Origin of the sequence: Ruegeria sp. ANG-R (genome assembly GCF_000813985.1) — a bacterium.
GTDB lineage: Bacteria > Pseudomonadota > Alphaproteobacteria > Rhodobacterales > Rhodobacteraceae > Ruegeria.
In genome coordinates this window covers 37,722-61,810 of the sequence record NZ_JWLJ01000009.1, presented here as the reverse complement: position 1 = coordinate 61,810, position 24,089 = coordinate 37,722, and the positions used below count along the sequence as shown (strand labels likewise).

General features: G+C 56.8%; 24 protein-coding genes. 9 read left to right on the top strand and 15 right to left on the bottom strand.

Annotated elements, in window-relative coordinates; translation table 11 throughout:
* Positions 1 to 61: 61 nt before the first annotated feature.
* The 12 genes from RA27_RS17795 to RA27_RS17740 all read right to left on the bottom strand — a co-directional run bounded on the left by RA27_RS17795 (position 62) and on the right by RA27_RS17740 (position 10,796).
* A complete protein-coding gene (locus tag RA27_RS17795) occupies positions 62 to 460 on the bottom strand; it encodes a cupin domain-containing protein (RefSeq protein ID WP_039542193.1) in 399 nt (132 codons plus the stop codon).
* 3 nt (positions 461 to 463) lie between these two features.
* On the bottom strand, positions 464 to 901 hold the full coding sequence (gene gloA / locus RA27_RS17790; RefSeq protein ID WP_039542190.1) for a lactoylglutathione lyase: 438 nt from the start codon (positions 899 to 901) through the stop codon (positions 464 to 466).
* A 15-nt stretch (positions 902 to 916) separates the two neighbouring features.
* Positions 917 to 2,026: an aromatic ring-hydroxylating dioxygenase subunit alpha gene (locus tag RA27_RS17785; RefSeq protein ID WP_039542186.1), complete on the bottom strand. Its 1,110-nt coding sequence runs from the start codon at positions 2,024 to 2,026 to the stop codon at positions 917 to 919.
* A gap of 321 nt (positions 2,027 to 2,347) precedes the next feature.
* A complete protein-coding gene (locus RA27_RS17780) occupies positions 2,348 to 3,211 on the bottom strand; it encodes a nitronate monooxygenase (protein ID WP_039542184.1) in 864 nt (287 codons plus the stop codon).
* Positions 3,212 to 3,349: 138 nt separating this feature from the next.
* A complete protein-coding gene (gene glnT / locus RA27_RS17775) occupies positions 3,350 to 4,678 on the bottom strand; it encodes a type III glutamate--ammonia ligase (RefSeq protein WP_039542182.1) in 1,329 nt (442 codons plus the stop codon).
* Between the two features lie 84 nt (positions 4,679 to 4,762).
* Positions 4,763 to 6,100, bottom strand: coding sequence for an FMN-binding glutamate synthase family protein (locus tag RA27_RS17770; protein WP_039542179.1), 1,338 nt, complete (start codon positions 6,098 to 6,100; stop codon positions 4,763 to 4,765).
* A gap of 11 nt (positions 6,101 to 6,111) precedes the next feature.
* Positions 6,112 to 6,795, bottom strand: coding sequence for a protein glxC (locus RA27_RS17765; protein WP_039542176.1), 684 nt, complete (start codon positions 6,793 to 6,795; stop codon positions 6,112 to 6,114).
* Between the two features lies 1 nt (position 6,796).
* Positions 6,797 to 7,693, bottom strand: a complete 897-nt coding sequence (locus RA27_RS17760; protein ID WP_039542173.1) for a glutamine amidotransferase family protein — start codon at positions 7,691 to 7,693, stop codon at positions 6,797 to 6,799.
* Between the two features lie 136 nt (positions 7,694 to 7,829).
* Positions 7,830 to 8,480 (bottom strand): helix-turn-helix domain-containing protein, encoded by a 651-nt coding sequence (locus RA27_RS17755; RefSeq protein ID WP_039542171.1) that lies wholly within the window; start codon positions 8,478 to 8,480, stop codon positions 7,830 to 7,832.
* 207 nt (positions 8,481 to 8,687) lie between these two features.
* Positions 8,688 to 9,203 carry a trimethylamine methyltransferase family protein gene (locus RA27_RS17750; protein WP_082025180.1) on the bottom strand — a complete coding sequence of 172 codons (516 nt, stop codon included), beginning with the start codon at positions 9,201 to 9,203 and terminating at the stop codon, positions 8,688 to 8,690.
* Complete coding sequence (locus tag RA27_RS17745; RefSeq protein WP_152610735.1) at positions 9,187 to 9,483, bottom strand: hypothetical protein; 297 nt, start codon at positions 9,481 to 9,483, stop codon at positions 9,187 to 9,189. The genes RA27_RS17750 and RA27_RS17745 overlap by 17 nt, the downstream gene beginning before the upstream one ends.
* Before the next feature lie 281 nt (positions 9,484 to 9,764).
* Entirely contained in the window at positions 9,765 to 10,796 is a 1,032-nt protein-coding gene (locus RA27_RS17740) for a LacI family DNA-binding transcriptional regulator (RefSeq protein WP_193746541.1), read from the bottom strand.
* A gap of 754 nt (positions 10,797 to 11,550) precedes the next feature.
* Between RA27_RS17740 and RA27_RS17735 the strand changes: the two genes are divergently transcribed.
* The 5 genes from RA27_RS17735 (at position 11,551) to RA27_RS17715 (ending at position 17,230) form a co-directional block, all read left to right on the top strand.
* Positions 11,551 to 12,447 carry a siderophore ABC transporter substrate-binding protein gene (locus RA27_RS17735; RefSeq protein WP_052265359.1) on the top strand — a complete coding sequence of 299 codons (897 nt, stop codon included), beginning with the start codon at positions 11,551 to 11,553 and terminating at the stop codon, positions 12,445 to 12,447.
* Between the two features lie 6 nt (positions 12,448 to 12,453).
* Positions 12,454 to 13,395 carry an iron chelate uptake ABC transporter family permease subunit gene (locus RA27_RS17730; RefSeq protein ID WP_039542159.1) on the top strand — a complete coding sequence of 314 codons (942 nt, stop codon included), beginning with the start codon at positions 12,454 to 12,456 and terminating at the stop codon, positions 13,393 to 13,395.
* Positions 13,385 to 14,323: an iron chelate uptake ABC transporter family permease subunit gene (locus RA27_RS17725; protein ID WP_241484101.1), complete on the top strand. Its 939-nt coding sequence runs from the start codon at positions 13,385 to 13,387 to the stop codon at positions 14,321 to 14,323. The genes RA27_RS17730 and RA27_RS17725 overlap by 11 nt, the downstream gene beginning before the upstream one ends.
* Entirely contained in the window at positions 14,320 to 15,072 is a 753-nt protein-coding gene (locus tag RA27_RS17720; RefSeq protein ID WP_039542153.1) for an ATP-binding cassette domain-containing protein, read from the top strand. The genes RA27_RS17725 and RA27_RS17720 overlap by 4 nt, the downstream gene beginning before the upstream one ends.
* A gap of 133 nt (positions 15,073 to 15,205) precedes the next feature.
* Positions 15,206 to 17,230: a TonB-dependent receptor gene (locus RA27_RS17715; RefSeq protein ID WP_052265358.1), complete on the top strand. Its 2,025-nt coding sequence runs from the start codon at positions 15,206 to 15,208 to the stop codon at positions 17,228 to 17,230.
* A 21-nt stretch (positions 17,231 to 17,251) separates the two neighbouring features.
* Here the strand turns inward: RA27_RS17715 and RA27_RS17710 are convergent, their stop codons facing one another.
* Complete coding sequence (locus tag RA27_RS17710) at positions 17,252 to 17,731, bottom strand: MarR family winged helix-turn-helix transcriptional regulator (RefSeq protein WP_082025189.1); 480 nt, start codon at positions 17,729 to 17,731, stop codon at positions 17,252 to 17,254.
* A 131-nt stretch (positions 17,732 to 17,862) separates the two neighbouring features.
* Complete coding sequence (locus RA27_RS17705) at positions 17,863 to 18,219, bottom strand: hypothetical protein (RefSeq protein WP_039542151.1); 357 nt, start codon at positions 18,217 to 18,219, stop codon at positions 17,863 to 17,865.
* Positions 18,220 to 18,859: 640 nt separating this feature from the next.
* On the opposite strand from RA27_RS17705, the gene RA27_RS17700 reads away from it, so the two are divergent.
* The 4 genes from RA27_RS17700 (at position 18,860) to RA27_RS17685 (ending at position 22,884) form a co-directional block, all read left to right on the top strand.
* Positions 18,860 to 19,060: a helix-turn-helix domain-containing protein gene (locus RA27_RS17700; RefSeq protein ID WP_039542148.1), complete on the top strand. Its 201-nt coding sequence runs from the start codon at positions 18,860 to 18,862 to the stop codon at positions 19,058 to 19,060.
* 95 nt (positions 19,061 to 19,155) lie between these two features.
* The gene (locus RA27_RS17695; protein WP_052265357.1) at positions 19,156 to 20,085 is read left to right on the top strand and encodes a LysR substrate-binding domain-containing protein; all 930 of its coding nucleotides are present in this window, start codon (positions 19,156 to 19,158) and stop codon (positions 20,083 to 20,085) included.
* A gap of 143 nt (positions 20,086 to 20,228) precedes the next feature.
* Complete coding sequence (locus RA27_RS17690; protein WP_039542145.1) at positions 20,229 to 21,167, top strand: tripartite tricarboxylate transporter substrate binding protein; 939 nt, start codon at positions 20,229 to 20,231, stop codon at positions 21,165 to 21,167.
* Between the two features lie 64 nt (positions 21,168 to 21,231).
* On the top strand, positions 21,232 to 22,884 hold the full coding sequence (locus RA27_RS17685) for a sulfatase-like hydrolase/transferase (protein ID WP_039542378.1): 1,653 nt from the start codon (positions 21,232 to 21,234) through the stop codon (positions 22,882 to 22,884).
* On the opposite strand, the gene RA27_RS17680 is transcribed toward RA27_RS17685, so the two are convergent.
* Positions 22,875 to 24,074: an MFS transporter gene (locus RA27_RS17680; protein ID WP_082025178.1), complete on the bottom strand. Its 1,200-nt coding sequence runs from the start codon at positions 24,072 to 24,074 to the stop codon at positions 22,875 to 22,877. The genes RA27_RS17685 and RA27_RS17680 overlap by 10 nt on opposite strands.
* Between the last annotated feature and the right edge of the window lie 15 nt (positions 24,075 to 24,089).

The window sequence follows — 24,089 nt, the reverse complement described above, 5'->3', positions numbered from 1 at the left end:
AGGCGCCCCGAAACGGGAAGAACAGAGTGGGGGGCGCCTGCCTTCAGGCTGTGTCGGGCACTCAGCCCGCCACAAAATCGCTTGGGTCAATTCCCGGAACCTTGGTGATACCGGCCAGTTGCTTCCAGTTATGAGGATAGGCGGCATAGAAGATGACACATTTGCCATCCGCTTCGTAAGAGATGTGGTTATCCTTGGGCACAAACAGAACATCGCCACGATCGCAGACATATTCCTCGCCATCGCAGACCAGCCGGAAGGTTCCTTCGAGGCAATATATGATCTCATCGCAGGTCAGATCCCACGGCACCTTGATGTTGTTCAGCACATTGATGCCGCCGCACATGGTCTTGCTGAACTCGCTGGTCACCATCGGTTTGATGTAGGTGTCGCTTTCCCCCATCGCGTTATAGCGTTCTTCGACCAGATCGAACTTGAATAGCTGCGGTTTGTCGCCCATGGATCAGGACCCTTCCTTGGCAAGATGTTTCAGAATGGATTCGTTCAGTTCGACCTTGTAGCCGTCAGGGTCTTCGCAAAACGCGATAACGCGCGTGCCGTTTTTCATTGGTCCGGGCGGACGGGTGATGTTCACCCCGGCTGCGGCCAGATCTTCACAGGCTTTGTAGACATCCGGTGTTTCGATGCAGATATGCCCCCAGCCATTTCCCTTTTCATACGGCTTTTCCTGATCCCAGTTTGCGGTCAGCTCTAGGGTCGGAGACTCCGCCTCGGGGCCGTAGCCGATGAACGTGTTGGTAAACTTGCCTTCGGGGTAATCTGTGCGGCGCAGGACCTGCATCCCCAGAATGCCGCAATAAAATTCCAGTGATTTTTCCATATCCATTACCCGCATCATCGTGTGTGCAAGGCGGAAACCGCTGCTTATCGTGTCGCTCACGCTATTCTCCTCAAGTCAATTTTGTCCGGCTGTGGTCACGTCACGCGCCACCATTTCCTGAAACGCACGGACGCTGTCCTCCCACGCCGGGGACAACACACCGCCCTCATCCGAGATCGATGATGCCCGCCCCAGCTGAAGCCGTTCGGTCATTTCGTGATCTTCCTTGTGCACATCCCACCACAGTTTCTTCAGACCCTCGACTTCGTCTTGCGTCAGGGTCTGGCCCTCGGTGGTGTAAAGCGCCCTTTTTTGCGTCATCGTGCCGGGGCCGGTCGGAATGTTCAGATAGACACCCAGTTGATCGGGAAAGTACCGCCCCAGAATGAAGTTCGGATAGAGTGTCAGATAACGGGAGCTGACACCGAGACTGCCAGAGGTCCCGATCTCTTCCTCCAGATCGACAGCACTACCCATGCAGTTGCCGTCAATGATCGTATAGTGATCCTCCAGCGGCTGATCTGTGGTCGAGGCGTGTACGAACTGCACGTGATACGGTTCGATGAAGTTCTCCATGATGAACTTCCAGTTACAGGCGATTTCCCCGAAATCGAGCGTTCCTATACAGTTCAGTTTGTCCCAGTTCATGCCCTCCAGATGAGATTGAATGGCGGCAGAGTATTCATCGAAATCAGGCGCCGTTCCATCGAGGTTAACAAATATCCAGTCATTCCAGACGTGGCTGCGCACCGGAACAAGACTGTTCTTTTTCCTGTCAAAGCCATCCGCCTGATGCGCGTTCGCACCACCAAAATGCGGGGCCGCACGCAACTGGCCGTCCAGATCATAGGCCCAGGCGTGATAGGGGCAGCGGATCAGTTTGCCCACGTTTTTGGGTGCATCGACTAATGTCAGACAGCGATGGCGGCAGATATTGTGGAAAGCTCTGATCTCACCCGCGGTGTTGCGCACCAGCAGCAGAGGGTGCTCTGCCACGGTAACCGGCACGGCATCTCCGGTGGACTGCAATTCATGCGCAAAGCCGACGCAAATCCAGTTGCGCGTGAAGACCGAGGCGCACTCGGCCCGCCAGAATTCCGTATCCTTGTACGCGGCTGCGGGCAGGCCCCGTTTGGGCGTTGTTTCCTCGTAGAAAGACTCAAGCAACGAATGGATTGGGTTCATCGTTCAAGTTCCTGACATTAGATTGCGCGACCGCCGCCGCAGGGAGGTCACCGATCTGCTTTCGACGCGTCTAAGCATCAGTGAACTGCGTAATACGCATCCTGTCTAGAAATTTTTTCGAATCCATCACACAAACTGGCTATATTCGTAGAGTATATCTCATATATCCGGGAGTAATGTGATGTTTTCGTAACCTTTCGGCGCAACTCTGCGGGAACCGCCAGACCTCGGGCAGTCTTCTTCGAATCAAACAGCGCGCCTCGCTTGCATCTGCGAAACCCGAATCCGCTCGGGGTCAGAGATATGTAAGGCTCAACCGCCTTACGGGATCACTTTGCGCTGTGCGTGAATCATCAACCGGCCCGCCCTGTCCGTGAGGGTATTGAGAATGTCGGCGACGGGCGGGAAGTCCCGGATCAGCCCGATACCTTCACCCGCCGGGCACGTGCTGCGGGTATTCGCCAAATATCGGGTCGCTATAGGCTCAGAGCAGCCCGTATCCGATTGCAGGGTCTGGATCGTATCATCGCCTGTTGCCCGCAAAGCCTGTTGCATCTGTGTATCGGACACCCGTCCTTCGACACTGGCCCACAGGCGGGTCCCAATCACAACACCATCAGCACCCATTACCAGACAGGCTGCCAGCCCTCGGGAATCCGCAATGCCTCCGGCGGCCAGCAAAACGGTGTCGTGTGCCTCGCGGTGCAGGAAATCGGCCACTTCCGGCAACAGGGCAAGCGTTGTGCGCACGCCTGTAGGGCCGGTTGCCGAACCGCCCTGTGCCACGATGACATCGGCCCCGGCATCGACCGCCAAGGCCGCACCCTCCAGGCTCTGCACCTGACAGATCAACGGAATCTGCGCCTGCGCGATCCGAGGGGCAAAAGGGCGAGGGTCGCCGTGAGTCAGGAAAATCGCACGCGGCTGCCGAGACAATGCCAAATCCAGCAACTCTGGCGATTGCGCCAGGTGAGATGTCAGGAATCCGCAGCCGACTTTTTCACGCCCTGCGGCTCCAAACTGAGCCGCGATCCACCCGGCGTCTCGCTGACCAACCCCGATCATACCCAGGCCACCCGCTTGCGCGACAGCCGAAGCCAACAGCCCATCAGCCATACCTGGCATAGGGGCAAGCATCACTGGGCATGTTAGCCCAAATTGACGGGTGAATCGGGTATCGATCACTCTTCATCTCTTTTATAACGTTACAATATTCAACCACAAACGCCGGAGCGTGACGAACACTCCGGCGACATTTAAGGTCTGATTGCGGCACGGTTGGCGACGTGTCTGCGGAAAATGCCAGCCACTCCGTCGATCCGGTCAGATATCCAACGTATGCTTCTTTTCCCAGCGCGAGAAATGGCTGACGAAGGAATTCCACTCCTGATGCTTCATCTTCAGATACGCTGCCGAGAACTCTTCACCCATCGCCGCTTTCAACTCACCGTCCCGATCAAATTCACGCAGGGCGTCCAACATGTTCAGCGGCAGTTTCGGGGCATCGGTCAGCGTGTGACCCTCGGCATACATGTCGATATCGTAGCGTGGCCCTGGATCGGCTTGTGATCGGATACCGGACAGGCCAGCCGCGATGATCACGGCCTGCAGCAGATAGGGGTTTGTCGCACCGTCCGCCAGACGCAATTCAAACCTGCCCGGCCCAGGGACACGCACCATGTGGGTACGGTTGTTACCCGTCCATGTTACGGTGTTCGGCGCCCAGGTCGCACCGGACATCGTGCGGGGAGCATTGATCCGCTTATAGGAATTCACAGTGGGGTTTGTGATAGCCGCCATGGCGATGGCATGTCTCATGATACCGCCAAGAAAGTGCTTACCCTTCTCACCCAAGCCAACCTCGCCCGTTGGGCCATCGCCGTCACCGGCAAAGACATTGATCCCGGCATCGGCGCCGGGTGCGTCCCAGACCGAGATATGGGCATGGCAGCCATTTCCGGTCAGTCCTTCGACCGGTTTCGGCATGAATGTCGCACGGAAGCCGTGCTTTTCGGCCACCGATTTGGTCATGAACTTGAAGAAGGAATGCTTGTCGGCGGTGCGTAGGGCATCGTCATATTCCCAGTTCATCTCGAACTGGCCATTGGCGTCTTCGTGGTCGTTCTGGTACGGCCCCCAACCCAGTTCCAGCATATAGTCGCAAATCTCTCGTACGACATCATAGCGCCGCATTACCGCCTGCTGATCGTAACAGGGTTTCTCGGCGGTATCGAACGGGTCGCTGATCTGTTCGCCATCGGGCGTCAACAGAAAGAACTCGGCCTCAATTCCGGTTTTGACGTGCAGGCCATCAGACGCACCCTCACCGATCAGCCGACGCAGGACGTTACGCGGAGCCTGAGCCACGTCCTGATCTTCCATCACGCAATTCGCAGCAACCCAGGCAACCTCGGGCTTCCAGGGCAGTTGGATGACCGAGGACGGGTCCGGCACCGCCAGCATGTCAGGATGCGCCGGAGTCATATCTAGATAGGTCGCAAAACCCGCGAAACCTGCACCTTCCTCTTGCATATCCGCGATCGCCTGTGCCGGCACCAGTTTGGCCCGTTGCCCACCAAACAGGTCGGTGAACGAGATCATGAAATATTTGACGCCATTTTCCTTGGCGAAAGCAGCCAGATCTGTCGTCATGGTCGGCTCTCCTTTCCCTGTTGATGTCATCCCACAGAAGAAAGGCGCCGCCCTGCTGGGCCGCGCCTTATGTCGTTTGTCATTTCAGAACCCGGCTTTTCCCGGGTACCAATCGGTCCCCGCCAGCGGCACCTTGGCCATTGCCGCGGCCTCCATCGTCAAGGCGCACAAATCCTCGGGCTCCAGGTTATGCAGGTGGTTGTGTCCGCACGCCCGTGCAATCGTCTGCGCCTCAAGTGTCATCACCTTCAGATAGTTGCGCAAGCGGCGCCCGGCCTCGACCGGATCAAGCCGGGCCGCCAGCTCGGGGTCCTGAGTGGTAATGCCCGCCGGGTCCTGCCCTTCATGCCAGTCGTCATAGGCGCCGGTGGTCGAGCCCAGCTTCTGATACTCGGCCTCCCATTTCGGGTCATTGTCACCCAGGGCAATCAGTGCAGCCGTGCCGATCGCCACCGCATCCGCCCCCAGCGCCAGCGCCTTTGCCACGTCGGCACCGGTGCGAATACCGCCAGAGATAACAAGTTGCACTTCGCGATGTACACCAAGGTCCTGCAGCGCCTGAACCGCAGGGCGGATACAGGCAAGTGTCGGAATGCCGACATGTTCGATGAATACATCCTGCGTGGCAGCTGTTCCGCCTTGCATTCCATCCATTACCACCACATCGGCCCCGGCTTTCACGGCCAGAGCAGTGTCATAATAGGGTCGGGTCGCACCTACCTTGACGTAGATCGGCACCTGCCAACCGGTGATCTCCCGCAGTTCGAGAATCTTGATCTCCAGATCGTCGGGCCCGGTCCAATCCGGGTGCCGGCAGGCCGAGCGCTGGTCGATGCCCTTTGGCAGCGTTCGCATTTCGGCTACCCGGTCGCTGATTTTCTGGCCCAGCAACATACCCCCACCACCCGGTTTCGCCCCCTGACCGACAACGATTTCAATAGCATCCGCCTTGCGCAGGTCGTTGGGATTCATGCCGTAGCGGGACGGCAAGTACTGATAAACCAGCTTGGAGGAGTGCCCACGTTCTTCGGGGGTCATGCCGCCATCACCGGTGGTGGTCGACGTCCCTGCCATCGACGCGCCCCGACCCAGCGCCTCTTTTGCGGGACCGGATAGTGCGCCAAAGCTCATTCCCGCGATGGTGACCGGGATGTCCAGTTCAATCGGTTTTTTTGCAAAGCGCGTTCCCAACGTAACTGATGTGCTGCACCGTTCGCGGTAACCTTCCAGCGGGTATCGGCTGACCGATGCGCCGAGGAACAGAAGGTCATCGAAATGCGGCACCCGACGCTTGGCGCCACCACCCCGGATATCGTAGATTCCGGTCGCAGCAGCACGGCGGATTTCCGAGTTGATTTCGTTTGTGAATGTCGCCGACTGGATCGGCCGGGTTTGGGGGATCGTTGTATCCGTATCTTTCATACGCTTCATCCTCAGTAAGCGGCGGCATTGTCGATGTCGAAGTTGTAAAGCTGCCGGGCCGATCCGTATCGTCTGAACTCCTCCGGCTTCGCATCGCTGCCAGCGCGTTCCAGGAGATCTTTCAATAGCTCGAGATGCTCGGGCCGCATCTCTTTCTCGATACAGTCCGAACCAAGGCTTTTGACCGACCCGCGAACGAACAAACATGCTTCGTAGAGTGAATCCCCAAGCGCGTCGCCCGCATCGCCGCACACAACCAGATTGCCCGCCTGCGCCATGAAGGCGGACATGTGGCCGATATTGCCATGCACGACGATATCGATCCCTTTCATGGAAATTCCGCACCGCGAACTGGCGTTGCCCTTGATCACCAGCAAGCCGCCATGTCCGGTCGCGCCTGCATATTGGCTGGCGTCGCCTTCTACGATCACAGTGCCGGACAGCATGTTCTCTGCCACGCCCGGACCGACCGAGCCTTCGACCCGGACAATCGCCTGCTGGTTCATCCCGGCGCAATAATATCCCGTCGATCCTTTGACGGTGACGTCTATCGGCGCGTCCAAACCCACCGCGATGGCATGGCTGCCCTTGGGGTTTTGCACGACCCAGTTGGTCTGGTTGGTCTCTTTGCCTTGCGCCTGCAGAGTCGCGTTGAGCCCGCGCAGACCATTTTCTGCAACATCATATATCTGCATTTCAGTGGCTCCAGAAGTAAACGGTTGCTGGCTCGGGCTCCCAGACTCTGGCCTCGTCGATCCCCGGCAGATTTACCAACGCCCGATACTCGCTGCCAAAAGCCACGTATTTGTCTGTCTCGGCCATAACTGCCGGTTTGCAGGCGATGGGGTCGCGGACCACACCGAACCCGTCTCTGGTCCCAACGACAAAGGTAAAGAACCCGTCAAGGTCCTCAAGGCTGCTTTCCAGCGCCTCACCCAGCGTTGCACCTCTTTGCATCCTCCAGGTCAGGTAGGCCGCGCCGACCTCGGTGTCGTTCATCGACTCGACCCGGACACCTTCGCGCTTGAGTTTGCGGCGCAGCGCGTTGTGGTTCGACAACGATCCGTTATGCACCAGGCATTGATCTGAACCGGTGTTGAATGGGTGTGCACCCTCGGTAGTCACCGCGGATTCGGTCGCCATGCGCGTATGACCAATGCCGTGACTTCCTGCCATGCCCGACAGGCTGAACCGTTCAGCCACATCCTTTGGCAGGCCGACCTCTTTGTAAATTTCTATCGCCGCTCCGTCTGACATGACCCGCATACCCGGCCGCAACTCACGCACCGCCCGACGTGCCTGTTCAACCTTGGCGCTATCCAGTTCAAGCACGGCATGAGTGTCGTTGGCGCGCAGCGTCACGTTGGCTCCGATTGCAGCACCAAGTTCCGCGGCCAGCGCTGCAAAATCTTTGTCGGGCGTGTCCGACTGGACCGTCAATTTGGCGTTTCCGGTCGATTCCTTTCCGTAGATGGCAATCCCGGCGCTATCCGGGCCACGGTCGGTCATCGTAACCAGCATATCCGTTAGCATCCCGCCCAGCCTGGGCTCCAGTGTCCTGTCTTTGAGAAACAGGCCGACAATTCCACACATCAGCTTTTGCCTTCCGAGATTTCTTCGAAAGTAACGCTAGCAGCCTAGCCGCTGAAAAACAACTGTGAGAAATAATTTTTCATGTGAGGAAATACGGGAAGCCAATCATGACGAGCACAAATCGAAGGTGTGGCGATCAGCTGGTTTGCGGATAAGAAATGATCGACAGATATTTGGCGGGAAGCTTCACCAGAACTTCAGGCCCGTGCGGTGCATCGGCGTCGAAGAACAGAGTATCCCCCGGTTTCAGCGCATAAATTCTGTCGCCGTGGCGGTAATCCACTTCACCATCCAACATATAGAGCATCTCGATCCCATCGTGCTGAAACGTAGGAAACCTGTCCGATTCCTCGGTCAGAGTGATCAGATAAGGCTCTACCACCACGCCGCTGGCATTTGCGCCCAGATGCCCCAGCAGGTTGTACTGATGTCCGGCACGTGTTCCTGCACGCTCCGTCTCGACCCCTTCGCCCGCTTTGGTATGCACGGCGTTACGGGTTTCCTCATACCTGCGAAAGAATGAGGTGATCGGGGTGCTCAGCGCGTTCGCCAGCAATTGAAGTGTTGTCAGCGACGCCGAGGTTGCGCCGTTTTCAATTTTTGACAACATGCTGATGGACAATCCGGTCAATGAAGACAACTCGGCAATGGTTGTCCCCTGCTGCAGGCGCAGTGCCTTGATTTCTCGCCCAATCGCTGTTTCGAGGTTCTTCTCACCGCTATCCGTAACTTTATGCGGGTCCTGCGACAGCACAGCTTTGTCTTCGACCTTATCAGTGCGCGCCATCGTTGCCCTCGTGTTCCTAGTCGTCAATTGGGTCGAACATGGCACAGGATTGATCGATTTGTGTAGCTCCTATGGGGCGAAATTTCGCTCATTACAGCAAAGGGTTTCGGACCGGTTCATTTCAGATCGTTTCCGAAACCGGAATACACTTGGGTCAAACGCCCGGTTCATATGATGGCAGGTCGCCCAGTGAACGCCACATGCGTCCTAGCGGAGTATGTCCGCAAGCCGATCGTTTATCCGGCTCCGGAGGTCTGGGCTTCCCCGTTCCATCCACGCATCGGCATCCGAGCGTTCCAGCAAAGTTGGGTACCAGTTTTCCGTAAGGTATCTGTCCTGAGTGTGCCGGTCGGTCAGGTAAGAATTGTCACGTGCCGCGCGTGTGATTACATCAACGGCAATACTGTCAGCGTCCACTTTGCAACCCGCGGCCATCTGGTTGGACCAACCCACCAGTTCATCGCATAGGGCCGGCATTTCCAGAGAACCGGTCCTTCCCCCGGACAGGTATCCCAGGTTGTGAACAAATGGCGTACTCGCCATCGCGGCGATTGCCATGTTGGACCCGGCTTCGGCAGCAGCCTGAGCGTCAAAGTCATGGGAATCCGAGCACCCGGCGCCGATCCAGGCAGGTACGCCGATGTGTTTGAAGTAATCCCCCGCTCCAGATCGTCCGCCGCTTTGCCGAAATACGTGATGCCGGGGTTCAGGCCCGGATGCCAGGAATGGACAAACATCTCATCAGCCCAAACAGATCGGCAACCATTTTTCTGTGCGCTTTGAATTTTCTGACTGCGTCGCTTTGCCCATCCAGTATGACCACACGGCCTGATTTGATTGTCGCAGTGATAGGGCTGGTCAGGAAATGAGCCTCGGGCGAGTAGATGTTCGTATTTGTCCCGATGGTGAATCGGCTCAGAAAGATCGGATGATCGACATGTTCCATCGCCGCTCTCAGCGCAGCTGCGACCGAATCCGGCCCGGCTGCCCGTGGCGTGCTCATGATCAACACCTCAACGCCCGTATTGCGCGCCTCATCGGCCACGATCCTTGGGGCGAGATTATCAAAAATATCCCGGTCCGAATTCTTCCTCGACCAGCAAAACCAGATCACCGGACTTAAGCGCCAAGCAATTGGCAAGCAAGCTCGTAGAACCCAGAAGAGCTGGGCCTTCAGTTAGCAACTAGGAAATCGCCATTGTATCGGGCATCTGGGTAGTCACTCACTGCATTTATAACGTTACAATATTGTTGTGAGGAGGTTCAAATTGGACCAGCTATTTATTAGGCAGACTCGCCCTGCACCAGGATTCCGGGAAACGTAATCACCCTATCGCTGAAACCGTCGCTGTCCAGACAGTCCAACAGCGCTTTGGCTCCTGCCTGCCCCATTTCATAGGCAGGCGACTGCATGGTGGTTATGGTCGGATCAGACATCTGGTGAAGTTGAAATGCGTTGAACCCAGTCACGCAGGTCCGACCCGGGACATCGACCCCGCGTCGTTTCAGGAGCGTAATTGCAGACATCGCGATGTAGTCATTGATGCACATTACCGCATCGGGAAGTCCGTGATCACGCACGTGCCGTTCCAGAGAGACACTCACATCCCCGAAGCTTGTATCGCCACACGGAACCGTAAAAATCCTGTCCACTACGCCGGCTTGGTCCAACGCGCGACGCATTCCTGCGATGCGTTTGTTGACAGCCGCCCATTCGTTCTCGCCCGACGTCAAGATTGCAACATGCTTGGGTGAGTATTTCAGGACCGCGCCGGCCAATTGGCTGCCGCCAGCAATTTCGTCCTGCTTAATTGAACACAGCTTGTGAGTGGAGTTCTCGAAATCCTCAAGGAACAACACGGTAGGCTGGCTGAGCTCGCAGATGAGTTCAAACTGGGACTGCCGCGCAGCATCATCTCCGGAGAAAAGCACGCCAATCGCGTCGGTCTGAAGATTGCGGACAATGTTTGAATTCTCAAACTCCTCGGGCTTCACACCCTGCAAGAGCAACGAGTATCCGTTGTTGTTCAAATAGTTGCTGAACCCCGACGTAATCTGTGTGGTGTATCCGTCAGCAAGAAATTCGTCAGACCGGTCCACTATGATAAGACCGATCGACCAAAGCTGTGACGTCCGCAATACATGCGCACCGAAGTTCCGACGGTAATTCAATTCCTTGATCGATTTGGAAACCCGTTCTTTCATCTTGTCAGAGAGCAGATCGAAGTGCCCGTTGACGTAATTCGAAACCGTCATCGGCGAGACATGGGCATGTTCCGCCACTTGCTTGATTGTTGCTCGCTTCTTTGGGGGCATAGTCCGTTTTATTGATTTCGGGGAGAAAATGATCTTTCGATTGCAATGACGTGGCAAGACCCTGCTAGGATTATTGCGTAGCGCCGTCAAGTTTTCGGCCCCGCCGGAGCAGGAATTCCAGTTGTTTTCGACACCCCATGGAATCTGATGCGAAGCTTCCATCAAGTCGACGGGTGTCATCCGATGTGCGGTCTCAAGCAGTCAGTTCAGCAAAGTTACCGAAAAGGACAAGTTCCGAGCATGATTTACCCTTTTCCTGAAGGCTTGTCCCCGCCCGACCGTTTGCATTCATTGGCTTTTCGACACAGGCGGCTTGGAAACCGCATACTTAGGCTCTATTTGGAACAATAGATGTACAATCGTGCTCTGACACCTAGCCGAGCGAAATATGATCGGGCTTTAGGGTGCTAACTAAGATCTACTCGTCCTCAGTCAACGTTGCGACAGTGAAGTTGCCGATTTCCACGGAACCATTGCCCCACTTATGCTGCCAACTAAAAAGTTGGCGATAGAGCCAGTCGATGTAAAATTCGACGCAACCTTGATCACATCGACTTTTGCACTTGGCAGGCTCAGCTCGCTATATGCGGCAACCGGCTGGACTTTACTGTTCGTCCGTCCGATGCGGAGGGGCTGAACTAGGCGGATTGAAGTTCTTTACTCGATATGCAAATGTCCGCGCGCCAGTCACATGCAATTGCATCTCGCCAGCGTTACCCCCGTTTTCAAACTGGAAAAACCCTGAGGATTTGAGATGCCTGGCCGACTGACCTCACTTGCCCTGACCCTCCTGACCGCTGGCGCAGCGTTGGCCGAGACGCTGGACGTCGACACCTATCGCGGTCCGGCGCAGGTGGCAGCGCTACCCAAAACGATCGCTGTCTTCGATGTGGCCGCCGCTGACACGATCGACGCGCTTGGCGTACCCATCGCCGGAACCGTTGACGGGCTTTACGTAGACTACCTTGATGACGTGGCCGATAGGGCCATTGATCTGGGGACCTTCTGGGAACCCGATTTCGAAGGCGTGCACGCACTAAGCCCCGATCTGATCGTTGTCGGCAGCCGCAGTTCGGATCAGTTGGACCATATGGCCAAGATCGCCCCCAGCATCGACATGACCATCGACGCCGATCTGGTTGGTGGTGCCCTTGCGCGGCTGCGCGACTATGGCCGCATTTTTGGCAAGACAGATAAAGCGGCCGCGATCGAAAACACCTTTCAGAACCGGCTGGAACAGACCAAAGCTGCCGCGGAGGGCAAAGGAGACGTGCTGATCGTCATGACCAATGGCCCTAAGGTCAGCGCCTATGGGGGTGGAGGCCGATTTGGCTGGCTACACAGGGATATCGGCCTGCCCGAAGCTGCACCCAAGATCAGCACGACCATACATGGTGAGGCGATTTCCTTTGAGTTCATTCGCGACACTGACCCTGACTGGCTGATCGTGGTGGACCGCCTGGCGGCGATCGGGCAGCCGGGCGACAGCGCAAAGGCGACGCTGGACAATGCTCTGGTGCAAGAAACCAAGGCCTGGAAGACCGATCAGGTGATCTATCTGAACGCCGCCGATATTTACATTGCGGGCGGTGGCATCCAGTCGATGATGCGGACGCTGGATCAGTTGATTGCCGGTTTTTCATCCAGCTAGGTTCCAATGTCCAAATGGTTGTGCCTGATTGCGCTGGCGGCACTGGCAAGCGTCTCGCTGTTCGTTGGTGTCATAGACCTTCTACGGGTCGATCCGGCCGAAATCTGGCCGCTGATCCGCGACAGCCGCTTTCCACGCACGGTGGCGACGCTGCTGACCGGGGCGTCACTGGCCATCGCCGGTCAGATCATGCAGTTGATCGCCCGTAACCGCTTTGTCGAGCCGATGACCTCTGGCACTGGCCAGAGCGCGGCGCTGGGGGTTTTGCTGACGGCAGTGCTGTTTCCGACGGCTCCGATTGGCCTGAAAATGGGGTTGGCGTCGATCACTGCGCTCGGCGGTTCGGTGCTGTTCTTTTCGCTTATAAGGCGCCTGCCGCCAACACAGCCGTTACTGGTGCCGCTGGTCGGGTTAATCTATGGCGGCATCGTCGGCGCGGGCGTGACCTATGTCGCGTTTCAGGCTGACATGCTGCAATTCATCGAAATCTGGATGAATGGAGAGTTCTCGGGGACCCTGCGTGGCCGCTATGAACTGCTGTGGCTGGCCGGGATTGCGGCCGCGTTGACTTATCTGGTGGCGGATCAGTTCTCGATCATCGGGTTGGGTGAGGCGGTCAGCATAAATCTGGGCCTGAGCTACCGTCAGGTTGTGATGCTGGGGCTGCTGATGATTTCGGTTGTCACTGCATTGACAGTCGTGACGGTCGGGATAATCCCTTTTGTCGGGCTTGTCGTACCCAATATGGTCAGCCTGATGGCGGGCGACAATCTACGCCGGACCCTACCGATCACGGCGATGGCTGGGGCTGGCCTTGTACTGATCGCCGATCTGGTCGGGCGGTTGGTGATTTACCCGTTCGAGATGCCCGTCGGCACAGTTATCGGCGTCGTCGGGGCCATCGCCTTTCTTTGGTTGCTGTACAAAGGAGGGCGTCGTGCAGGTTAGGATCACGCTAATGGTCGCTGCGCTGGTGCTCTGTTGCCTGGCGTATCTGAGCCTTGGAGCACGCGGAGACTGGAGCTTTGTACTGGCCTTTCGGGCAAGTAAGTTGGCAGCGCTTCTACTGGTGAGTTTTGCCCTGTCATGGGCAACCGTTATCTTTCAGACTATCACCGGAAGCCGCATCCTGACCCCTGCGATCATGGGGTTTGATGCGCTCTTTCTGCTGCTGCTCAGCCTGCTGGTCTGGAGCATTGGTGGACAGGCATATCAGGCGCTGCCCGTGCAGGGTTTGATGGCGGCAAATGCTGCATTGTTATGCTCCGCCGCACTGATCCTGTTCAAGGTGGTGCTGCGCGCCGGGCGCGACAACATGATGCAAATGATCCTGACAGGGGTGGTTCTGTCCGTGCTGTTCCGGTCATTGACTTCATACGTTCTGCGCGTGATCGATCCCAACGAGTATGCCGTTGTTCAAGCTGCGTCGTTTGCCCGGTTCTCGAACATTGACACCAGCCTTCTGACTCTGGCTGCAGGATTGTCGCTGGTGGCGGGGCTGGGTGTCTGGCATCTGCGCCACCGGCTGGACGTCACATCGCTTGGCCCGGTTCTGTCCACCTCACTGGGTGAGCCACCGCAGCGGCTGCAGTGGCAGGTGCTGATCCTGATCTCGATACTCGTATCGGTTTCGACCGCTCTGGTCGGGCCGGTCGCATTCTTTGGCCTGTTGGTCACAAGCCTGACCTACCTGATCATACCGTCCAGCCGCCACGCCGACATCCTGCCCGCCGCCGCGCTGATCGCCGGGATCATACTTGTCGGCGGCCAGACAATGATGGAGCGGGTGTTGGACCTTAACACCCCGCTCAGTGTGGTGGTCGAGTTCCTCGGCGGGCTCGTATTCCTGTTTCTTCTGCTCCGGAGCCTCAGATGATCGACATTCACAACCTCAGCTATCAGATTGCCGGTCAGCCCGTTCTTCGTGATGTGTCGCTGCAGTTGGCCAAGGGTGGAGTGGTTGCCATGATTGGGCCGAACGGGGCCGGGAAATCGACGCTCCTATCGCTGATCGCGCGCCTTTTACCACTGCAGTCCGGCTCGATCGTGGTGGATGATCTGCAAATTGGAGAGGCCACGGATATTGAACTGGCCCGCACGCTTGCAATCCTGCGTCAGGACCTGACGGTTGCCAGCCGCCTGACGGTGCGTGATCTGGTCGGCTTTGGTCGCTATCCCTATCATCGCGGCCGCCCGGGTGCCGAGGATCGCGAGTTGATCGAGGCCGCCCTGAAACTGTTCGACCTGGCCGACCTTGGCGACCGTCAACTGGATACGCTGTCCGGGGGGCAACGCCAGCGGGCCTTTGTCGCCATGGCCTATGCACAGGACACGGACTATCTGCTGCTGGATGAGCCGCTCAACAACCTGGATATCGCCGCCTCTCGTGCATTGATGGAGGTGTTGCGCGATTTGACCCGGCAACGCGGGCGGACCGTGGTGATCGTGTTGCACGACATCAACTATGCCGCAGCCTATGCGGACCGCATCATCGCCCTCAAGGCGGGCGAAGTGGTTGCCGATGGTGCGCCCAGTACCATTGTCAGCGATAGCTTGCTGCAGGACGTGTTTCAAACCCGCGCCAAGGTCAAAACAGTCGATGGTCGCCCGATAGTGTTGGTTTAGCGCCACAGTCTCGCACCAATCATTGACATGCACTTGCATGTTAATGGTCCGAAGCCTAGTGGACGGGCGAAATCCACGCCAGCTCATGCTCAGGGCCCGCCAGGTTGAATGCAACTCATGGGGGCCAGAAATCATGCCTAAGAAATTTAACGCGTCGCGCGCAGGATTGCTCTGCGGGTCGGCGCTGTCCTTGCTGTTTGGCGCAGCCGCGCTTGCGCAAGATGCAGAGACATCAGAACCGACGGCGACGGACACCGATGGCGAGGTTTTTTCGCTTGATCCGATCATTGTGCGCGACAGAGACCCGTTGGGGCGGGATGCGGACCGCGCCAACTCCATCTACCTGTCGGATGCTGAGTTGGAGAATGCTCGCTTGGGCAATGCCAAGGATCTGTTCGAGGGGATCGCCAACGTCTCAGTTGGCGGGGCAATCCCGCTCACTCAGAAAATCTACGTGAACGGAATCGACCTGATCAATCTGACCACCCAGATTGACGGAGCGCTGCAAAACAACCGTGTGTTCCACCACACAAGTGCAACGGTTTTTGATCCGGGGATGCTGAAGTTTGTTCGGGTTGATCCTGGCATCGCCGCTGCAGACACCGGACCAAACGCAACTGCCGGTGCGGTCATTCTGGAAACCATTGACGCTGGCGACATAATTACCGACGGACACAGCGCAGCGGGAACACTACGGCTGGGTTACGGTAATAATGGCGACACGTTTGCCAGATCACTTGTGTTGGCGGGCCGCAGCAGTGGTTTTGAAGCCCTTGGCTATGGGCGTTCAACCACCGGCGATCCCTATGAAGACGGCGCAGGCAACCTGACGCAAGGAACGGCAGCCGACATGCAGACGGGGCTTTTGAAGTTCGCCTATGAAGGAGATCAGGGCGACCGCTTCGAACTGTCAGGCCAGCGCATCAAGGATTCCGAAGAGCGCAACGAGAAGCCCAATTTCGGGAATTGGGTACCACCATTTGAGATGGAACTGTTGCCATATGACACTGAGCGATCAAGCTATGCATTCCAATACTCAAATACGCAAGGCGGGGGAATGTGGGACCCGCAGGTCGTTGTGGGCTATTCCGATGCCACGGTGAACCGGACCGATTCCAGTTACGAGGGTGTCTCATCTACTCTGTCGGGTAAAATCCAAAACACCTTCCATATCGGAAGCGGGTTCATGGAGGGCGGCACAGTTGTGGCTGGTTTGGACTTCTACGATAAGGACTCCGAGTTCACCGAACCGACATACAGTCTGAAAGAGCGGGTGAAAAACCTTGGTATCTTCGCGCAGGCCCGGTTTGACCCGTCCGACCGTTGGAGTATCTCGACCGGAGCGCGCTATGATACACAGGATTTTACCGGCGTTGACGAAACTGACCTTAGCGATTCAGGTGGAAGCTATAACCTTTCAGCAACCTACTTCTTGACTGACGCTCTGTCGCTGCGGGCCGGATACTCGAACGTGTTTGGCGGCTACCAGATCGAAGATAACTATAAGTTCTGGATTACCGACTATAGCGGTTTTGAATCGTCACGTGGCAAGAACATCAATCTCGGCGTTGGCTGGGATGCAGGCAATCTGCATGTATCGGCAGAACTGTTTCGTACATCCGTCGATAGCGCCCGCATGATGGTCTTTGACCGGGCGACGGGCATGAACGTACACAACCCCGCAGATGTCCGAAGCCAGGGCTTTAACCTTGACGCCAGCTATGCCTGGTACAATGGCTCGATGCGCGTGACCTATACAAACGCGGACCTGAAGATCAACGGTGAGGATCCCGGCACCTATGAGTCGCAGGCTTTTGGTTTTGGTACTCCGATCGGCCAGCGCCTCGCGCTTCAAGCTCAGCAATTTGTGCCACAGTTGAACACGCTCTTTGGCGCCACGGTCGATATGGCTTTCGACAATGACGCGACGGCGGTCTGCGACACCTGTTCGGGTTTGGACGGCTACACCGTGGTTAATATCTTTGGTGAATACACTCCACCGTCACTTTCGAACCTCACATTGCGCCTGTCGGTCAACAACCTGTTTGACGAGGATTATTCGGATCGCGCGACCTATGGTGCAGACTACGCCGCCGATCTTGTCCCGCTCAAGGAACCGGGTCGTACAGTGGTTGTTGAGGCCGTCGCACGGTTCTGACAACCCTTTTGATCCTACCTGTCAGGGTAAAAGTTTGATCAGAAGTCGGGCCAGCTTATAAGCGTCATCAACGCTCATATGCGGCCCGATTTCGTCCTGCATCGCATCCCAGTAGACGGGCCAGATGCGCGCATGCATGCCCTGTCCCTTTTCGGTCAGAAACAGGATCTGCTTGCGGCGAATATCGGCGATGTATTCGCGCCGAACGAAGTCTTCCTTTTCCAATCGGGCAACGTGGCGCGACAGCGCATATTGTGGAACAAACAACCGTTTTTCAAGCGCAGCCATCGGTTGGCCCTCGGGCCCGGCCCGCTCAATTTCCAGCAGAATCTCGTACCAGAGCGGGTCGTTTATACCACAGGATTTCAGGGCCTTGGTGATACGTGGATAAAACTTACGATGAGCGCGGATCAGGTTGAACCAAACACGGTTGTAACTAACGCATTCCTGATCATCGCCGAAGAACAGCGCGTCTTCGGAAGGGGGGTTGATGGGGTCCACTTGGGTTCCTGCCTGAGCATATATCTGAAAGATGAAATACACCATCACGATACATTAGAAACAAACCCCAGAAAAGTTTTGCAATACAAATGATTAAAGCACGATTATTGGCAAACATCCAAACGACCGCATTAGTCTTCAACCGGGTGCTGTGCCGAAATCGTGCAGTATGTATCCGGGCCAGACATCTCACAGGTGCCCGGTGCGACTTGGGTGATCGCAAAGCCATCCTCTAACGCTGTGCCCTTCACGGTCACCCGGTAATGCCATCGCATCTCTTCCTCGGAGTAGCCATGTGCGAACTCGGTCAGTCGTAACCCGGTTTCCCCACAGCGCATGGCCGAGATCGGAATGTCATTCTTACTGAGGATCGCCTGAATCGTTTGGGCCGCATCCTGACACGCAGCGTCCGAGGGCGCATCCATCATCGCCATATGGGTCTGGCCAGTCGAGCCGACGGTTAGAATGATGAGATCAGTCTTCAGCACGCTTTGGTTCCTTTGGAATCTATGTACCCCGACGCAGGTCGGCCTCACGGATATCTCCTTACCTGATAGAAAAACTCAGCCTTTGCGCTAGATCAAAAAACCGTCCTCTCAGCCCTGTTTGTTCAACCGAAAAGAGACTTTGTGTGAAAGGAACCACTACATTAAATACGCGCTTTTCACCACTGTGGGTGTTGCGCTGGCGGTCGCGAATATGGCCCCTGCTGAAAAAGGGTGAAGTTGGTCGAATAGTGTTTGAACCGTCGGCACTGCGCATCGCTCCGGGCGATACCGTCAGGTTTTGAAAGTCGAAAAAATCGATTGATGGCCAAGTCGTGCTGGATAGAGCACGTCTAGTAGATTCGTGCGTTCGACGGTAGAAGCTCAACTTGTCTACGAGAGTGGCATCGGTTTGGAAGCGGGATGGCCCAATATTGCACATTAGATATGTTCCTAAAATCACATGCACAGGGTAAATTATTTAGGTTAAAACAACGTTTTTCTGGTATCAGCGGATCCGGCAGATAATTTAACATAATTTTGCTTCTGCAGTATTGGTTGTGTAGCAGCAAAGCTAAAATGTCACCCGTGAGCAATTCAGGAATGTCACTCTGCCCTCAAAAATCAATGAGGGTGAGCAGACATGGGATGGGTGGTTATGAGCGAGCGCGAGTTGAACCGCGTGGAAGTCCTGGCGCAGGTCGATGATGGACGTTTGAGCGTAGACAGTGCTGCGAACATGTTGGACCTGACACGGCGGCAGATTTTCCGGCTGTTGAAGCGGTATCGTCAAGACGGCGCATCGGTGATCCGACACAAGGTCGGATGTCCTCAAAGTAAATAGGTGACGCGGTTGAGTTATCGCTCACACTTCTTGGACGATAAAGAATTGCCGGACCAAATGCTGCACGATATTCTGCTCAAAACTGCCGGGATGTGATGCGTTTTCCATTACTCAATCAACTCCGTATCCGGCTGAGGCATCTGCACGCCTTCGTGGATATAGCCGATAGCGGTTCGGTCACGGCCTCGGCCCAGCGGTTGCACACATCCCAACCGGCTTTGTCACGAGCGGTAGCGGAACTGGAAGGGAGACTGAACTGCCGCCTATTCGACCGGACCCCAAATGGTCTGCACCTGACAGCTGAGGGTCGCCGTCTACAGACTTACGTTCTGGCAGCGTTTGAACAGCTTGAAGCGGGTCTGAGCGATGTAGAGTGTGATTATGGTACGCAATCAGTGCGTGTTGCTATCCTGCCAACTGTATCGCGCACTCTGTTCCCGCGCGCGGTTGTCCGTTTTAAGGAAGAATTCCCAAACGTTTCGATCGAGCTTGAAACCCGTGGCGACGCAACTCTTCCGGACACCCTTAGGCGTGGTGATCTGGACTTTGCAATCGGACGTTTAGGGACGTCTGAGAAAATGGATGGGCTCAGCTTCAATCACCTTTACAGTGAACCGCTGTTGTTTGTGGCCCACCACACACATCCGTTATCAACAGGCAAAGCGGTCGGATTATCGGACATAGCCGGGTATCTAATGCTGGTCCCGTTGGAAGGTGTGGTCCTGCGGGACGAGCTCGACCATTTCTTGATTGCCAACGACCAACCTCGAATTGCCAATAAAATCGAAACGATTTCATTCGAGTTTATCCGCGCCTTTCTGCCGACAACGCAGGCGATTGCTTTTTGTCCCGCCGGGGCTGTCTCACAGGAGCTTGCGCGGAATGAGTTTATTGATCTCGAGCTGGGGGACCCGCAACTGATGGGTGCCGTCGGCATCACAACAAATGCGCGCCGCAAGCTTGGCCAACCTGCGAAACGCTTGATTCAACTGATCGAAGAAGAAGCCGCTAAACCCGCAAGTTAGACTGACGTTACGCTTTGATATATCAAAACAGATATACCCCACCTGCAAACGGTATTTTCATTTCAACGGCCCCCGCCCCAGACTGGCACGATACTGCGCCGCATACAGAACATGCCGCGCAAACCAACAGGAGGGAGACCCTTATGAAGAAACTGCTTACCGCTCTGGCGCTCTCAGCCACCGCCCTGCCCGGGCTGGCCACCGCAGAATATCCCGAGAAACCAGTTGAATTCGTCATACCCTTTCCCCCTGGCGATCTTGAGGATCTGCTGACTCGGATGATCGCCGATGAATTTCAGGAAACCTATGGCGTGCCTGCCGCAGTCGTGAACAAACCCGGTGGCGGCGGTGGCCCGTTCCCTGGTTCGATCTATGTGGCCCAAGCGCCTGCGGATGGATATACGATTGGCTCATTCGTGATCGGTGTGCCGGTGGTGGGTCCGCAGATCGGCATTCCCGAACTGTCACCCAACCCGTTTGACCCGGTTGGCATATTCCTGACCTACCCCTTCGTAATCGCGGCCAGTGGCGATGCGCCCTATTCGAGCATCGACGAACTGGCGGCCTATGCAAAGGACAATCAGGTCACCTTCGGCCATTTCGGTGCCCGCAGCATCCCACGCCGCCACATGGTTGCCGCCGCCCGCCAACTGGGGTTCGAGTTCTCGTCTGAGGCCGGATTTGACGCGCTCGATTGCAACACGCTGGCGTCGGGCGATGCAGACGTAATCTCGACCACATTGCAGCTTGTCGCGCCGTGTGTGGATGAGCTGAACGTTCTGGCCGCCGTGACGAACGAACGCATCGCGACTTTGCCGGATGTCCCAACTATGGGAGAGCTGGTGCCTGAGCTGGACCTGTCCACTTGGAACGGGTTGTTCGTACACAAGGACACGCCCCCCGAAATCCGCGCCAAGATCGAAGAGGTTGCCATCAAGGCGCTGAACTCTGACGCGGCCAAGGAGCTGGCTGAAAACACCGGCGCAGTCATTTATTGGAAAGGGGCCGACGAGTCGGCAGCGCAAATCGAAAGCGACATCACGATTCTGGGCAAGATCGACGCGCTTATCGGTGAAAACTGATCCAACTGGGGCGGTTGGTTTGCTCTGACCGCCCCGCATTCTATGAAAACAACAGGTGACACCCGTGGCGAAACCCCGAAACATCCTTTGGATCATGTGTGATCAGCTTCGGTATGACTATCTAAGCTGTTATGGCCACAAGACCCTGCACACCCCCAATATCGACGCGCTGGCCACGCGCGGGGTGCGGTTCACCAACAGCTATGTGCAGTCGACGATTTGCGGGCCGTCGCGTATGTCGGCCTATACTGGGCGCTATGTCCGCTCGCACGGATCGACCTATAATGGCATCCCTTTGCGCATTGGCGAACCGACGCTGGGCGATCATCTGCGCGACGCCGGGATGCGCACGGTTCTGATCGGCAAGACCCATATGACCGCTGACACCGAAGGGATGGAGAGGTTGGGGATCGACCCGAACTCGATCATTGGGGTGCACAGCGCGCAATGCGGGTTTGAACCGTTTGAACGAGATGATGGTTTGCACCCATCGGACGGGCCCCATGAAGCGCCGGAGTACAACCGCTATCTGGCCGAGAAAGGCTATACCGGCGAGAGCCCGTGGGAAAGCTGGGCCAACGCTGCCGAAGCCCCGAACGGAGAGGTCCTGAACGGCTGGCTCTGGACCCATGCCGACAAGCCTGCGCGCGTGGCCGAAGAGGATTCCGAGACGCCTTATATGACCCGACGCGCGATGGATTTCATGGCGCAAGCGCAGGCGGATGGCCGCCCCTGGTGCGCACATCTGAGTTACATCAAACCGCACTGGCCCTATCTCGTGCCCGCCCCTTATCACGACATGTACGGGCTCGAAGACATCCCGCCCGTGGTGCGCAATCAGGCCGAGCTTGATAACGGCCACCCGATCTTCCGCGCCTTTACCGAAGAGAAACACTCGCAGAACTTTGCGCGTCCAGGTGCGCGCGAAAAGGTCATTCCTGCCTATATGGGCTTGATCAAACAGATCGACGATCAGCTTGGGCTGCTGTTTTCCTTCATGGAAGATCGCGGGATGATGCAGGATACGATGATTGTCTTCACCTCAGATCACGGGGACTATCTGGGCGATCACTGGCTAGGTGAGAAGTATCTGTTCCACGATGTCTCGGCCAAGGTACCGATGATCATCGTCGATCCTGATCCGGCGGCGGACAAAACACGCGGTCAGGTCTCGGAGCGATTGGTCGAAATGATCGATCTGGCGCCCACATTCCTGGAGGTCGCAGACGGCGAGGCTAAGCCGCACGTGTTGGAAGGGACCTCTCTGCTGCCGGTTCTGCATGGGCAGAAGGCTGCGGAAAAGACCTATGTGTTCTCGGAATTCGACTATGCCCCGGAAACTGCGCGATACAAGCTAGAGGTACCGGTTCAGAACAGTCGCATGGTCATGGTGTTCGACGGACGGTTCAAACTGGTGGAATGCCGGGGCTTTCGGCCCATGCTGTTCGACCTGCAAACCGACCCGGATGAGCTGACGGATCTAGGTGACCACCCGGATTTTGTCGCAGAACGGGCGCGTCTACTGGCCGCCATCCACAGCTGGTATCAGGATGCCCGCACCCGGATCACAAAACGCGATGACAGCTTTACCCGCGATGATGCCTTGAGGGCTGAGGGCGGCGACCCGACGCTGCGCTCAGGGATCATCATCGGGTATTGGGACGAAGACGAGCTAAAAGCCGAGCAAGATCGCATCGCCCGTTTCGATCAGGGGTAAGGCGACGCAGGCCGTCCCAACACGCGGCCTGCAACAGCCACCATAACCGCCGCCGCTCCGAACGGCGCCATGGTCAGGGAAATGGCCTGATGATCCCCATCATACAGGCGCGATGCGGTCACCGCCCCCAGAAAGGCCATCCCCATGATGCAGGCCCCAAAAACCGAGGCCGCAAAGGCCGGCATTTCACCCGCAGGCTCCAGCGAAGCGGCCATGGTTGTGGGCAGGGTCATCCCGAACACAAAGACGTAGATGCATATCGTGACCCAAAACAATTGCAAGCTGGGCTGCGCCTGCGCGATGACAACATGAATGATGGTCAGAACCGCCAGAATGGCCATCGACAGCGTTCCGACAGCGCGCAGATTGATCCGCCGCAACAGGCGGCTGGCGAATAACGACCCTGAGACATTGGCCAGAACCGCAATGGTGAACAGCGCCCCGAAGGAACCGGGCGAGATGCAATATTGCTCCTCAGCCGTGATGGCACCGACCGCCCCCAGCGAGGCATAGCCGCCAAAGATAAACCCTCCGATCAGGGTCGGCACAAGGAATTGCTGGTTGCCCGGCAGATACTGTGTTGCCTGTCGCAGAAAGCGCAGCGAAAACCTTTCACGTCGGCAGCGTTCGTTTGTGGGGGTCAGCGCCACGTAGCTGTAGATCAGAAACACCAGCGCCAGCAGCATCAGCGCCAGAAAGATCACGCGCCAGGAAAACAGGATCAGAAACCCGGACCCCAGCACTGGCGCGAACAGTGTGGTCACGGTCAGGATCGCGCCCAGCAACGTCATGATCCGCGCACTCTCTGCACCAGAGGTGGCATCACGCACCATCGCGCGGGCAGTCACCGGTGCCCCGGCCATCGCCCCTTGGGCGCAGCGGCCGATCAACAGCCATTCAAAACTGGGGGCCAGCGCACAGGCCAGCGACGCCAGCGCAAAACCGGCCAGAGATAGCAACAGCGCAATGCGCCGCCCAAAAGCATCCGAATACAGCCCCCAGAAAATTTGCCCGGTCCCGTAGGACAGGAAGTACACGCCGACCAGCGAAGCTCCGCGCGCTTCGGGCAGATCGAAATACCGCGCCACGATACCGGTTGCAGGCACCACAATCTCAACCGAGATGGCGGCCAGCGCGGTGATCCCGCCCATGAACATTAGCGTTTCGGGGCGGTCTAAGGAAAATGACATGTATTCAAGATGCCT